This is a genomic window from Nonlabens sp., assembly GCF_018401815.1.
GTDB lineage: Bacteria > Bacteroidota > Bacteroidia > Flavobacteriales > Flavobacteriaceae > Nonlabens.
Map to the genome: position 1 here is coordinate 20,830 of NZ_JAGYKG010000005.1, position 14,802 is coordinate 35,631.

Here is a 14,802-nt window from a genome sequence, read left to right on the forward strand (position 1 = left end):
TTTTTGTAACATTTTTAAAGCGGTTCTTTAACAAATAACTAGTTATTGATAACCAGCAGCTTGTAAGTTAAATAGTTGTTCATACAGCTTTGGAGTAGCCATAAGTTCTTCATGGGTACCTATTTCAGCCACTCGACCTTCTTCGAGAACTAAAATACGATCTGCCATACGTACAGTGGAGAATCGGTGTGAGATAATAATACTGGTTTTCCCTTTGGTAAGCCCAATAAAACGTTCAAAAACATCGTATTCGGCCTGTGCGTCTAATGCACTGGTAGGCTCGTCGAGCACGATAACATCAGCATCTTTCATATAGGCACGAGCCAAAGCAACTTTTTGCCATTGTCCACCGCTCAATTCTTGACCCTTTGCAAAGCGTCTTCCTAACTGTTGATCGATACCGTCTTTCATTACGGCAACAACTTGATCTGCCAGGCTGCGTTGTGCAGCATCATTGATCATCCTATCATTAGTAAGTTCGTCTATATTTCCTACGGCTATGTTCTCTCGCAGGCTAAACTCATACTTAAAGAAGTCTTGGAAAATAACACCAAAACGTTTTCTGTACTCTTGTTTGTCAAACTGCGCAATATTGATTCCGTCGAGTAATATTTCTCCTTGTGTAGGTTCATAAAAGCGCAAGATCAATTTGATTAAGGTAGTTTTTCCTGCACCATTCTGACCTACAAAAGCTATTTTTTCTCCAGCGTTGATCTTAAAACTAACTCCTTTCAGTACATCCGTGTCACTACCTGCATAACCAAAATGCACATTTTTAAGTTCAAATCCTTCTTGAATACTTTCAGGAAGTGGAGTCGTAGAAGCTTCCTGATCTGTGACCTGTATATCTAAAAAATCAAAGTAATCCCTTAAATAAAGCGAACTTTCAGAAATGTCTGTAAACCTGGAAAAGAAGCCTTGAAGGTTATTTCGCAACCGGTTAAATGATCCAGATAAAAAGGTCAATTCTCCTATAGAAAGCGTCCCCGAAATCACTTTAAAAATGATAAGGATGTAAGCGCCATAATAGGACAATATTCCTAAAATATTAAACAAGGAACCGTACAAGCTTTGCTTTATGGAAAGCTTTTTATTGATTTCGTAATAATCACCTGACAGCTTTTTAAACCGCAAGGCGATGTAATCCGTTAGGCCAAAAAGTTTGACTTCTTTTGCCGTTTGATTATTAGCTCCTATAAAACGTAAATAATCCAGTTCACGACGCTCGGCGGTCCAGCTGCGAGCTACAGAATACCGGTGGGAGCTGAATTTTGCTTCATTGATAAAGGAAGGTATAATACTCAATACCAAAAGGATGATCAATAAAGGTTCAAAATAGATCAAACCTGCGATTAAAGATCCTATAGAAATAATACTTTGAATCTGGCTTAAGGAAGCACTCATCAATCCTACTCGACCACTGGTTTGCTGTCTAGCGCGTTCCAGCTTATCATAAAAATCAGGATCTTCTAATTGCTCTAAAGTCAGTTCGTTTGTTTTCCTAATGATTCTTTCTGAAGAGGCATTGGAATATAAGTCTCCGATCAATCCATCGGTAAGGTTGATCAATCTATTTAACAAATCGGCTATCACCGCAACACTTAATTCGATTGCAACATAGGTCCAGATTTGATTAAGGTTTTTTTCATCTAGTGAGATTTGTAAAATAACCTCATCAATGATCAATTTTCCTACCCATAACAATATAACAGGACTTAGTGCAGTAAGCAGTCTTGCGATAAAGTTGGTCACAAAAAGCTTGGGACTCACACGCCAAATTTCCTTAAAGAATCTAGGTAAGGTTTTTAAGGCGCTAAAAGAGAATGTCGTTCCCTTTTTACTCTGTTCTTTTATGGATGCTGGAACTCTTGCCACATTTTTTGTTTAGAAGTCAAAGGTACGATACAAGGGATTGTTTTATGGCGTTCTCGCTTTCGCGAAAGCGGACTTTTAACAACCTCTTTTATTAGAATACCATAGAGCAGCGGAAAGAGAATGAAAGCTAGTTGTCAAGTGTGCGTATTCAAAAACAACAACGGTTTGCTGTAGCATCATTTATAAACCAATACTCATTTAGTTTATAGGTTTTTTGAAACTCTTCCTAAGGCAATTCTTTACCCGTCGAAGCATTATAAATCTGAAACCAGTGCGCTAATGACATCTGGATATTTAAGGAGTCAACAGCTGTTTTAATACGCTCGATTTTACCAGTCCCCAAAATGGGAATGATGCCAGAAGGATGCATTAATAACCATTGATAGAGGATCTGCTCTGTTTGGGTTACCCCCAGTTCTTGTGCTACAGCTTCTACGGCTTGAATCAGTCTAGTTCCTTTCTCGGTTTTGGGAGTTAGAAGTTCCCCACCAGCAAGTGGCGACCAAGCCATAGGGCGTATTTTTTTGGAGATCAGGTAATCTAGGTTTTGGTTTTCAAAATGCTCTAAAGAGTAAGCAGAGATCTCGATTTGGTTCGTGACTAGTGGTTCTTCAACAAAGGCTTGTAAGGACTCCAATTGCAATGGAAGGAAATTAGAAACCCCAAAATGATTTACCTTCCCACTAGACTTTAATTGATCAAAGGCTTTGGCTACTTCTTCAGGATTAAAAAATGGTGATGGTCGGTGCAATAACAACACATCTATATAATCGGTTTGCAGGTTTTTTAGGGATTGCTCAACTTGAGATATAATATATGAGGCGCTGTAATCGTAATACTTCAACTTGCGCTCTGGAAATTTATTGGTATTGAGTTTGATGCCGCATTTAGTAACCAGTTGCATTTGGTCGCGTAATAAGCTGTTATTTTTTGTCACTTTTCCAAAAGCAGCTTCACATTCGTGATTTCCATAAATATCAGCATGATCAAAAGTGGTGACCCCTATTTCTACCGACTCCTTGATAAAAGAGAGTAATTCTTGATGCGTTTTATTCCAGTCGATCAAGCGCCATATTCCCAATACCAATCTTGATATTTCTAAATGGGATACAAGTTTTGTTTTCATTTCCATAGGACCAAAGTTACCATTCATTTTTAATTTAACGCTCCACACTATGTTGAATTAATTCTAGGTTGTTTTAAGGTGGAATACCGCTTCAAATCATCAGCTTGTATGAATAATGGGAGCATTGGTCATTCTTCTAACTTCTCAATCTGGCTTCTATTGGTGTTCATGGCGCTTATCCGCAGCATGTTCAATTCATGAATGGTTCATATTTTTCAGAAAAGCTGCTGTCTTATTCAATAGACCGATCTTTACGTTGGTTGTGAACGATAGTGAAGATGAAAAGTCCCTTTTTAATGGTGTTGCAAGAAATTATCTATAAACCGATTAGGTTCCTCTTCGTTTTTGTTTGTTATTCGTCAATATTTTTCTAGTTTAATTCAGTTAATTTTTAATTTCTTATTGATTTCTTTATATTTTTTAAAGGAATTGAACTTGTGCGAAATACAGGAGGAATAAGACTAAACATACTCTCGAGTAGGAATGCACTTGTGGATTGAATACAGTTTTGTAATATAAGGTTCTGTTGTTCTTTTTGTAAACGCGTTATTCAGGTAAAATAAGCATGGTGATTGCAAAAATATGTTGAGTCACTATGATGTTCTCAAATGAAAGCGAAAAACACTACCAAATAAAAATAACTTGGAGTACACTTGATAGCGGAGAAGTTGCCAAACAGTCTTTGCAATTTTGGTGAGTCAGCAAACAGTCTACTAGATCTGTTAACATATGTAAAAGGAGTCCGATTCCTAAAATCCGAAACGGCTTACGTAAAAACAAGAGTCCCACATAAAAAACCATGGCATAGTAGGAATGTAACGGGTGGAAATTGATACTTCAACGGTTAGGATCAAATATAGGAGAGGCGAGAAGGTGGTCCAGGTCCACCAGCATCGTAAGAAGTAAAAGCAAGTAGGCGTTCTTCCATTCGTTATTAAAAAACACCCACGCGATCGCCAACGGGAAAACCAGGTGTAAAAAATAATGGAGAACTGTTTGCATAAAGCTTAACGAACTTGTTTTTTATTTAAAGAGCTAAATTACTGTTATTCTTGGTGGATAGTATGTTGTTTTTAAGGCAGCTGAATGTTTTTTACAAGATTTTTTTAGAACTTATTTCTAGTCAGTATTTATTGAAAAAAGCTACAGAATACCATAGTAAAACAAAAAAAAGACCCTGAACTGAATCAGAGTCTTTCTTGATGTACCCTATTTAACGGTACTAAAATTTATTTTACTTCTTCAAAGTCTACGTCTTCTACGTCACTTGTAGCGTCTGAGTCGTCAGAAGCATTAGCCCCAGCATCTGGACCAGGTTGTCCACCTTGACCGTCAGCTTGTGCTTTGTACATTTCTTCACTTGCAGCGGTCCAAACCTTATTTAATTTTTCAAGTGCTGGATCAATAACTGCTATGTCTTTAGACTCATAAGCAGCTTTCAATTCATTAAGTGCTTCTTCAATAGGAGCTTTTTTATCAGCAGGTAATTTATCGCCAAATTCTTCTAGCTGTTGCTCTGTTTGGAAAATCATCTGATCTGCTGCGTTTAACTTATCTGCAGTTTCTTTAGCTTTTTTATCAGCATCAGCATTTGCAGTAGCATCTTGCTTCATTTTTTCAATTTCTTCCTCGCTAAGTCCAGAAGAAGCTTCAATACGAATATCTTGTTTCTTTCCAGTTGCTTTATCTTCAGCACTTACTTTGATGATACCGTTAGCATCAATATCAAAGGTTACCTCAATTTGTGGTGTACCTCTTCTTGCTGGCGGAATATCTGATAAGTGGAACCTACCTATGGTCTTGTTATCATTTGCCATAGCTCGCTCCCCTTGGATTACATGAATCTCAACACTTGGTTGATTATCTGCAGCCGTAGAGAATACTTGAGACTTTTTAGTTGGGATCGTTGTGTTGGACTCAATTAATTTAGTCATCACACCACCCATAGTTTCAATACCTAAAGAAAGTGGAGTAACATCTAATAAAAGAACGTCTTTTACATCACCTGTTAATACACCACCTTGAATAGCAGCACCTACAGCAACTACTTCATCAGGGTTGACTCCTTTTGATGGTTTCTTACCGAAGAATTTCTCAACAGCTTCCTGTACCGCAGGAATACGAGTAGACCCACCAACGAGAATGATCTCATCAATGTCTCCAGTAGAAAGACCTGCGTTTTTCAATGCCGTTTCACATGGAGCGATCGTTCTTTTTACTAAGTCGGCGATTAATTTTTCAAAAGCAGACTTGGTCAATGTTTTTACAAGGTGCTTAGGGCCACTGGCTGTTGCAGTTACGTAAGGCAAGTTGATTTCTGTTTGTGCACTTGAAGAAAGCTCAATTTTAGCTTTTTCTGCAGCTTCTTTAAGACGTTGTAAAGCCATAGGATCTTTTCTAAGATCGATATCTTCAGCAGCCTTAAACTCATCAGCTAACCAGTCGATGATTTTTTGATCTACGTCATCACCACCTAAGTGAGTATCACCATCAGTTGAAAGTACTTCAAAAACTCCGTCACCTAATTCTAGGATAGAAACATCATGTGTTCCACCACCAAAATCAAATACTACGATTTTCTGATCGGTATCTTTTTTGTCTAATCCGTAAGCCAGTGCTGCAGCAGTAGGCTCATTGATAATACGTTCTACTTTAAGACCTGCGATCTCACCAGCTTCCTTAGTCGCTTGACGTTGAGAATCGTTAAAATAAGCCGGTACCGTAATTACGGCTCCAGTTACTTCGTATCCTAAATAATCTTCAGCGGTTTTCTTCATTTTTTGAAGAATCATCGCGCTTAATTCCTGTGGCGTATAAAGGCGCCCATCGATATCAACACGTGGGGTATCATTATCTCCCTTTACTACTTTATAAGGTACACGTCCAGCTTCATTAGTAGACTCGCTATATTTGTTACCCATAAAACGCTTGATAGAAGCAACTGTTTTTGTTGGGTTGGTTACCGCTTGTCTTTTTGCAGGATCACCTACCTTAATCTCACCACCCTCTACAAAGGCGATAACAGATGGGGTAGTTCTTTTTCCTTCTGCGTTAGGTATTACTACAGGCTCGCTTCCTTCCATTACTGAAACACAACTGTTAGTCGTACCTAAGTCTATTCCTATTATTTTACTCATTATAAATTATTTTAATTAAGATTCGATTTATTTACATCCTCGTTAAGTCAATGTTTGTGCCATGACAATTCTAATGACATGATGTCATTTTGACTGTCACTATCTCATGATAGTGGTGTCGTTCAACTCCTTTATAAAGGTTTCGCTTTCGCGAAAGCGAGATCAAGACAAAGAATTTAGTGTGTTTTCCTCTTAACTAACAACAGTCAGGCTGATAGCAAGCTGCATTTGAAATATCGGGTAGTTCCTCTGCCTAACGGAATTACTAAGAGCTATCTCAAAAGTGAATCGAGTTGGTTTTCTCTATGTTGTATTTCTAGAGAGGAGAAAAGCCCGCAAAGAATACTACTAACACCTCTTTTGCTGAGATTTATCGAATTATGGGAAATAGCATGCGCCAGTTCTTTCCCATCTGTAACAGGACCTGAACCTATTTTAAACGATCAGATTTGATGACAAGCATTCTAAAAATCAGCTAGCATACTTTTATTTTCTATCGGCATTATGTTTACTTTTACCTTGTAAATTTGGTATCATAATGAAACAAAATTCTCCTGCTAAAATTGAAGCCATCAGTGTGTTTGACATGCTTAAAATAGGTGTAGGCCCTTCCAGTTCTCACACCTTAGGTCCATGGCGTGCGGCACGTCATTTTTTAGCGAAATTGAAAGATAAAAACAAGTTGGAATTGGTGAAATCTATAGAAGTAGACCTTTACGGCTCGCTATCCTTAACGGGTAGAGGACATGCTACAGATCTCGCTTGTATTTTGGGACTTACTAATGCAGATCCAGAGACTTGTGCCATTGATGAAATCCCTGAAATTATAGACTATATAACCAATCAAAAGTTATTGCAACTCGACGGGGTTCATTTGATCTCCTTTGATCCAAAAACACAGATTCATTTCCATCGTAATTTTCTTCCGTTTCATCCCAATGCTTTTCGCTTTAAAGCCACCTTAAATAATGGGAAGCTAGTATTTGAAACCTATTACAGTATTGGTGGTGGTTTTTTTGTACAAAAGGAGCGTAAAAGATCTGCCAAACAAGTAGCTCTTTTTGAGTGTTTTCCCAGACCTATTGAAAAGGCAAGCGAACTTCTTGCCTATTGTGAACGCGATCAAATGTCAGTGTCACAAATTGTTCTTCAAAATGAAGAATACCTTCGGAGTCCCGAGGAGATCGATGAGCTATTTCGTAAAATTTGGGAGGTTATGTTGGATTCTATGTACATAGGTTGTCATACAGAAGGAGTACTTCCTGGGGGTTTAAATGTACGCAGAAGGGCTTATGATACCCATGAGCGTTTGCAAAAGGGAAAACCTTATTCCAATAAAGAAGAGTGGGTAGAAGCCATACGCGATACAGAAGTGAAATTTAGAGAAATTCTCAAATGGGTTTCTTGTTATGCGCTGGCGGTGAACGAGGTAAACGCTTCTTTAGGTCGCGTGGTTACGGCACCTACCAATGGAAGTGCTGGAGTGATTCCTGCCGTGATGATGTACTATATGACCATTGAAAATCACGATGCCGACTTTGAGGACGTCAAGAAATTTTTATTGGTAGCAGGAGAAATAGGAGCCCTCTTCAAAAAAGGAGCAACCATAAGCGCTGCAATGGGTGGCTGTCAGGCAGAAATAGGAGTGAGTAGCGCTATGGCTGCTGGTGCCTTAACAGAGCTTATGGGCGGCACACCAGCTCAAGTGCTAATAGCTAGCGAGATTGCCATGGAACATCACCTGGGGTTAACTTGTGATCCTATAGGCGGATTGGTGCAAATCCCTTGTATTGAACGCAATGCAATGGGGGCCATTAAAGCCATAAATGCCTGTGAGATGGCCCTAGAAACAGATGCTAAAAACGCTAAAGTTCCTTTAGATAAAGTCATAGAAACCATGTGGCAAACGGCTCAAGACATGAATACTAAATACAAAGAAACCAGTCAAGGCGGGCTGGCTGTTAATGTCGCACTTTCTGATTGTTGATTTTTTACAATTAGGATAGGTATGGTAAAGGACACACTAGCTTATTGTTTTAAAGCTATGGTTGTGGTTTCCGCTTTTATTCTTTATTTTGGAATGAATAAAGTTAATACGGCGCTTATTGTAGTGCGAAAGGCTAACTAGTATTACATTTATACACTAACAAAGCATGATGACAAACGACCAAGTTCTAGCTGACCGATTACCAAACATAGAAGAAGCAGTTTTTCAAAAACATCCCAAAAGATTTTTAAACAAAAAATTGATCGCCAAAGTGATCATTTTCTTGCCTTTGCTGGTAGGTGTAGGGGTTTTATATTTTCTTGTAGAGGACATAACTTGGTTGTGGAAAGCAGCACTAGCAGCATGGGTATTCTTGTTCTTAATAGCTGTCTTTTTGGCTTACAAAGAGTATTTTGTACGGGGGTATGTATTGAGAGAACAAGATATTACTTATAAGAAAGGCTGGTTGTTCCACAGTCAAACAACTGTCCCTTTTAATAGAATACAGCATACAGAGATCAATCACGGACCTATAGACCGACTATTTAAGCTTTGTGAACTGGACATATTTACCGCAGGTGGAAGCGCTAGCGATTTAAGCATCAGCGGACTGGATCCTGAAGACGCGGCAAAACTAAAGGACTATATTTCTGGAAAACTGTCAGTACATGCTTGATTTAACTATACCTCAAAGACAGAGCAAAAAGATCATTCTATTTTACTTGTTCAAGAGTATTAAAGGTTTAATTCTTTACTTTTTGTTTGCCGCTATAGGAACAAAGTCTATGGGAGCTTATGGTTGGTACATGACTGCTTTCATTGGTTTTATAGCAGTCATATCACTCTTGTCTCCTGTTCTCAAATACATTTATTTTACCTTCCATATAGAAGATGATGAATTGATTATTCAAAAAGGATTCTTGCAAAAGGAGCGAAAAGCAATTCCTTTAGAACGCATACAGTCTATCAATATCAATCAAAATGTCGTACAACGTATTTTGGGAATTGTTTCTCTGGAAGTAGATACGGCTGGTTCCAAAGCTAAGGAATTGGAAATCCCTGGACTGGAGCGATCCTTTGCTAGCCAATTCAAGGAGTTGCTTCAAGAACGCAAAGAGAAAATTGTGGAAGAAATGGATGCAACCTCCGGAGTAGTTACGGAAAATAAAAAAGCAGATTTTAGCGATGAATCCACCACATCAGCTAAAATGTCTCAAGTCATAACAGAAGTAGTCATTCTTCAATTGAGTGTTATTGATATTTTAAAAGTAGGAATTACTCAAAATCACCTAAAAAGTGCCGGTCTTGCTATTGGAGTAGCTTTTGGAAGTTGGTACAAAATAAAAGATATAGTAGAACAATATTTTGGAGAATGGTTGGGGCAATTCTCGTTTGAAAATGTTGTTTCGGGAACCAGTATAGGACTTGCCGTTGCCGCTGTGATTTCTTTCATGTTTTTCTCGGTTGTGATTAGTATGTTACTAGCCATTAATAAATACTGGGATTTTAGTATGGTTAAAAAAGGAACCGATCTAGAAGTGAAAATGGGATTATTCAATAAAAAGGAAATTAAAATTCCATTGAGTAAAGTTCAGATTTTAGAATTCCATTCCAATCCGTTGAGGAAGTTGTTAAACTTTCAGACGGCTCAACTATATCAAGCACAATCTACCGACAACAAGCTGGGTAGTGTTTCTGTGCCCGCTTGTAAAGAAGTACACAGGATTTTATTACAACATTTGATCTTTAAACAACCGGTGGAAGAAACAGAGCAAGAACTTTATTGCAATCCTTTTTCTTATGCTCGATTAGCGTTTTATGTCATTTCTGCAGTTGCGATACCATTACTAGGAGCCGCTATTTATTTTGAAGTATATGTGGCACTTGGACCGGTGGTCGCAATTTCATTCTTTTTAGTTTTTGCGGCTTTTATGTACGGAAAGAATAGCAAAATCATCAAAGATGATGATTTTGTCGTTTTTAAGAAAGGATGGATTTTCCCTCAAATCATTATCTCACCAGTCTTTAAAACTCAAGCGGTAGAAAAATGGCGTAGTATTTTTTTAAAACGTAGAAGAGAAGCGCATTTTAAACTTCATAGTGCCGCTGGATCAAGAGGTCTTAGGTTCCTAGAGGAAGTTGCCTTAAATAAATTGATGAATACCATCAATAATGAAGTGATTTGTAGTGAAGAAAAATGGATGTAGGCTTATGAATATTAATTAAATTAGATTTTAAAAAACTCTTTATTTCAAAAAGTTGGAAGTATTTCTCTCCCGAAGCAAGTTTGGGACCAGTTTCGCGAAAGCGAAATAAAACAAAATAGTCCAGACCTGATTTCATTACTAGCTATTGAAGCATAGCTACTTCAAACTTTCACGTTTAATAAACACTTCAAATTCTTTTGACAGGATCAAGTGTGCTACCTTTGTATCGTGCACGGAATAAATAAAAATTGAATAAGCAAGAACAATTAAAATCAAGTCGTTAAGTTCGTTTTCAGAGGTATTCTGTTTCTTGAGTATTGACTAAATTTTACATGCCTTATTTGGGTTTAAAAAGACTTGCTTATTCTCAATATTTTTGCTGTTAGTGTTTTGGGGACCTGATGAAGTGACCGTCAATCACCTGTCGCTTTTACTTAAATACCATTAGAGTATTTCCTCTTTTAAATGAATGCAGCAGTCCCATCTTATCGAGTGACGCCCTAGTAATAAGCATGATTCCAAGTTGATTATTCAGCTTGCCGAATAAGGAAAAGAGCTTAAAAATGAAGCGAGTCCAGTAGTGCCAAATGAAAGGCTACTAACATTGCTCACAGCAAATATAGAATTTCCAGAGATCACCCATTTAAAGGAATTATTGGAAGAATGAATTGGAGTACTGGATGAACAAAAATCAAAAATATTAAAAGAAATGGAATTATTAGAACGACTAAAGTGGCGCTATGCGGCAAAAGCTATGAGTGGAGAAAAAGTACCACAAGAAAAAATAGATAACATACTAGAGGCGGCAAGACTTGCAGCAACCTCTAGTGGATTACAACCTTTTGAAATTTATGTGGTAACTAACCAAGAAGTTAAAGAGAAAATTAGGCCTGTAGCTTGGAATCAATCCACCGTAACCGATTGTTCTCATTTGTTAGTTTTTGCAGCTTGGGATACTTACACCGCAGACCGTATCAATTACATGTTTGATTTAACCAATACCATACGTGGTTTTAAAAATGAAGGATGGGAAAATTACCGTCAGCAGCTCTTAAGCACCTATCCACAACAAGATGCTGAGGTAAACTTTAATCATGCGGCCAAACAATCCTATATCGCTTTTTCACATGCCTTAATTGCTGCTGCTTTTGAAGAAGTAGACGCCACCCCTATGGAAGGCTTTGATGCAGATGCTGTTGATGAGATTTTAGGATTGAGAGCAAAAGGCTTAAGATCCACAGTATTACTTCCTATAGGGTATAGAAAGCCATCAGAAGACTGGTTGGTCAACTTAGAAAAGGTGAGGAAGAGTACCGAAGACATGGTTACCATCATAGATTAATCTAACTAACTATGATATTGAAAAATTAATATATACAGCTATGGTACTTGCCTTGTTTGCAGCAATAAGTTGTAAAGATCAAAGCTAAATGGCAACTAGTGCCGATTTAAATAATAGTAGTAATCTTTAAAAAGAAAACAATATGAAAGTTTTATTTGTATTAACATCACACGATCAACTTGGAGACACTGGTAAAAAAACAGGATTTTGGGTAGAGGAGTTTGCTGGTCCGTATTACACTTTAACAGATAAAGGTGTTGAAATTACATTAGCAACACCTAAAGGTGGTAAAGCACCTATAGATCCAAGTAGTGATGCTCCAGATGCAGCAACAGAATTTACCAAGAGATTTGATAAAGACGAAGAAGCTCAAGAGTACATCAATAACACACATCAACTAGCAGATGTCGATGCTGCAGATTATGATGCGGTATTTTATCCTGGTGGACACGGACCTTTATGGGATTTGGCTAACGACGAAACATCCATTAAGTTGATCGAGACTTTTAACAGTCAAGAAAAGCCTATAGGCTTTGTATGTCATGCTCCAGCAGCCTTGAAACGGGTTAAAGGAACTGATGGAAGTCCATTAGTGAAAGGAAAGAAAGTAACTGGATTTACCAACTCAGAAGAAGATGCGGTGCAACTTACTGATGTGGTGCCATTTCTAGTGGAAGACATGCTTAAAGAAAATGGAGGTGTTTATTCTAAAGGAGCTGATTGGACAGCATACGCATTACAAGACGGTAATTTGATCACAGGACAAAATCCGGCTTCCTCGGTATTAGTAGCAGAAAAACTATATGCCGCGGTCCATTAATGGAGTAAAAAAACATCAAAAGGATTACAATCATTTGGATTTGAGCTTTATGCACAAAAAAATATTTTCCAAATGATTTAGAAATACAAACTTTCCCTATTCTTTGACTTCAGCTGCTGATGTTTTTGGTAGTGTATTGATTAGAGAGGAAGCATTAAATCATTATAAAATGGTCCCCGTGAAAAAGCCACTTCAACCTGAAGTGGCTTTTTAGTTGTATTAAAAATAAAATTAGGTTCCTAAATATTGGAGTGCCACTTGCGCTTGCCTGCTGCTTATATCTTACCATTAATTTATCGGTGACCTATCATGTCTTCTGGTTTCACCCATTCGTCAAATTCTTCTGAAGTAACGTATTCTAAAGCTAGTGCAGCAGCTTTAAGAGTGGTGCCTTCTTCATGTGCTTTATTTGCGATTTCGGCAGCTTTATAATAGCCTATTTTAGTATTTAAGGCAGTTACCAGCATTAAAGAGTTGTCGAGTAAGGATTTTATGGTTGCCGTATTAGGCTCAATACCCACGGCACAATTCTCATCAAAACTTCTACAAGCGTCGCCTATCAACTGCGCACTTTCTAGCACAGCTGCTGCCATAACTGGCTTAAACACGTTGAGTTCAAAATGTCCTTGCATGCCACCTACAGTAACTGTTGTATCATTGCCTATCACACGAGCACATACCATGGTGATGGCTTCTGCTTGTGTCGGATTTACTTTTCCAGGCATGATAGAACTTCCAGGTTCATTTGCTGGAATGATCAATTCGCCTATACCGCTGCGGGGACCACTAGCAAGCATTCTAATATCGTGAGCGATTTTATTTAATGAAACGGCTACTTGCTTTAAGGCACCATGAGTCTCTACGAGAGCATCGTGAGCCGCTAAAGCTTCAAATTTATTATCGGCTGTTTTGAAAGGCAATTCGGTAAAATGTGCAATATACTCTGCTACCTTTACGTCATAACCTCTAGGGGTATTAAGTCCAGTACCTACGGCGGTTCCCCCTAGAGCGAGTTGACTCAAGTGAGCTAGTGTATTTTCTAAAGCGATGATCCCAAAATCCAGTTGCGATACATAACCAGAGAACTCTTGCCCAAGGGTTAGAGGTGTTGCATCCATCAAATGTGTGCGACCAATTTTTACAACGTCTACAAATTCAATAGACTTATTATGCAAGGTATTTCGCAGTTGTTTGATTCCAGGAATGGTATTTTCTACTACTTTTTTATAACATGCAATGTGCATTCCTGTAGGAAAGGTATCGTTAGAAGACTGCGATTTATTCACATCATCGTTAGGTTGTATGATTTTTTCACCTTCACCTACTGTTTTACCAGCGAGCTGTTGTGCACGGTTTGCGATCACTTCATTTACATTCATATTAGACTGTGTTCCAGAACCAGTCTGCCAAATAACTAATGGAAATTGGTCATCGTGTTTTCCATCTAATATCTCATCACAAACTTGAGCAATTAAATCGCGTTTCTCTTCTACAAGAACTCCTAGATCACAGTTGGTGAAAGCAGCAGCTTTCTTTAAATAAGCAAATCCATAAATGATTTCTAGCGGCATACTACCAGAAGCACCTATTTTAAAATTCATACAGGAGCGCTGTGTTTGCGCACCCCATAGCTTATCTGTTGGGACTTCTACGTCCCCCATTGTATCTTTTTCTATTCTATATTGCATGTGATTGAATTTTTAACAAATATAAAACCTGCAGTTTGTTTAATCGTCTGATTATAGATAATTATAACAAGATACAACAAGAGGATCTTCTTCAATAACTCAAGTTGAAAGCGAGATTATGAAAGGAAGTCCAAGACAGTAATGAAAGATAATAAGGGGAGCCAGTTTTATAAACAGTTTTTTGTTAATAAATGACGTGTAGTCTTTGAATTTTTGGGTTGTAGTCTTTATCTTTGCACCAAATAAAGAAATACAATGTTCGATTTTGATCAATACTTAGGCTTTTTAGCTTTTTTAGGAATTCTAACTTTAGGGTTTTGGCTAATGATTTTTTTGACGGCAATTATACCCTATTGGATAACAGGTTCTTTATTAGAAAAAAGAAAATTAAAAAAAGAAGCAAAACTTAAAAAGCAAGAAGTAAATAGTTCCTTATAAGGAATTGATATAGCCTATTTTGAAAACCGTTCCGCTACTGCTGAACGGTTTTTTTATGCCTTAATCCTAGGAACAACTGATGTTCATAGATCATATAATCAATCAAACATCAAAAGTAAATAAGCTCTGTTTTATAGGTATTAGTAACCTATGTTGCACTATGTGGTTTCATCCATTTATGC

Annotated in this window: 10 protein-coding genes and 1 pseudogene; 6 read left to right on the plus strand and 5 right to left on the minus strand. The window is 37.7% G+C overall.

Annotation, left to right across the window (positions count from 1 at the left end):
* Nucleotides 1-42 precede the first annotated feature (42 nt).
* The 4 genes and pseudogenes from KG732_RS10200 to dnaK form a co-directional block, all read right to left on the minus strand.
* Entirely contained in the window at nucleotides 43-1,875 is a 1,833-nt protein-coding gene (locus tag KG732_RS10200; protein ID WP_213523246.1) for an ABC transporter ATP-binding protein, read from the minus strand.
* A gap of 226 nt (nucleotides 1,876-2,101) precedes the next feature.
* Nucleotides 2,102-3,001: an aldo/keto reductase family oxidoreductase gene (locus tag KG732_RS10205; RefSeq protein WP_292891203.1), complete on the minus strand. Its 900-nt coding sequence runs from the start codon at nucleotides 2,999-3,001 to the stop codon at nucleotides 2,102-2,104.
* A 624-nt stretch (nucleotides 3,002-3,625) separates the two neighbouring features.
* A pseudogene (locus KG732_RS13115) lies at nucleotides 3,626-4,003 on the minus strand (DUF6122 family protein).
* Nucleotides 4,004-4,230: 227 nt separating this feature from the next.
* On the minus strand, nucleotides 4,231-6,138 hold the full coding sequence (gene dnaK, locus KG732_RS10210) for a molecular chaperone DnaK (RefSeq protein WP_213523248.1): 1,908 nt from the start codon (nucleotides 6,136-6,138) through the stop codon (nucleotides 4,231-4,233).
* A 538-nt stretch (nucleotides 6,139-6,676) separates the two neighbouring features.
* On the opposite strand from dnaK, the gene KG732_RS10215 reads away from it, so the two are divergent.
* The 5 genes from KG732_RS10215 (at nucleotide 6,677) to KG732_RS10235 (ending at nucleotide 12,494) form a co-directional block, all read left to right on the plus strand.
* A complete protein-coding gene (locus KG732_RS10215) occupies nucleotides 6,677-8,125 on the plus strand; it encodes an L-serine ammonia-lyase (protein WP_213523250.1) in 1,449 nt (482 codons plus the stop codon).
* A 166-nt stretch (nucleotides 8,126-8,291) separates the two neighbouring features.
* Nucleotides 8,292-8,801 (plus strand): PH domain-containing protein, encoded by a 510-nt coding sequence (locus tag KG732_RS10220; protein ID WP_300980430.1) that lies wholly within the window; start codon nucleotides 8,292-8,294, stop codon nucleotides 8,799-8,801.
* Nucleotides 8,794-10,332 (plus strand): PH domain-containing protein, encoded by a 1,539-nt coding sequence (locus KG732_RS10225; protein ID WP_292891211.1) that lies wholly within the window; start codon nucleotides 8,794-8,796, stop codon nucleotides 10,330-10,332. The genes KG732_RS10220 and KG732_RS10225 overlap by 8 nt, the downstream gene beginning before the upstream one ends.
* A 709-nt stretch (nucleotides 10,333-11,041) precedes the next feature.
* A complete protein-coding gene (locus KG732_RS10230; RefSeq protein ID WP_213523252.1) occupies nucleotides 11,042-11,674 on the plus strand; it encodes an NAD(P)H-dependent oxidoreductase in 633 nt (210 codons plus the stop codon).
* A 142-nt stretch (nucleotides 11,675-11,816) separates the two neighbouring features.
* On the plus strand, nucleotides 11,817-12,494 hold the full coding sequence (locus KG732_RS10235) for a type 1 glutamine amidotransferase domain-containing protein (RefSeq protein ID WP_213523254.1): 678 nt from the start codon (nucleotides 11,817-11,819) through the stop codon (nucleotides 12,492-12,494).
* 293 nt (nucleotides 12,495-12,787) lie between these two features.
* On the opposite strand, the gene fumC is transcribed toward KG732_RS10235, so the two are convergent.
* Nucleotides 12,788-14,182, minus strand: a complete 1,395-nt coding sequence (gene fumC / locus KG732_RS10240) for a class II fumarate hydratase (protein WP_213523256.1) — start codon at nucleotides 14,180-14,182, stop codon at nucleotides 12,788-12,790.
* Nucleotides 14,183-14,437: 255 nt separating this feature from the next.
* Between fumC and KG732_RS10245 the strand changes: the two genes are divergently transcribed.
* Nucleotides 14,438-14,620: a hypothetical protein gene (locus KG732_RS10245; protein ID WP_213523258.1), complete on the plus strand. Its 183-nt coding sequence runs from the start codon at nucleotides 14,438-14,440 to the stop codon at nucleotides 14,618-14,620.
* Nucleotides 14,621-14,802: the final 182 nt, after the last annotated feature.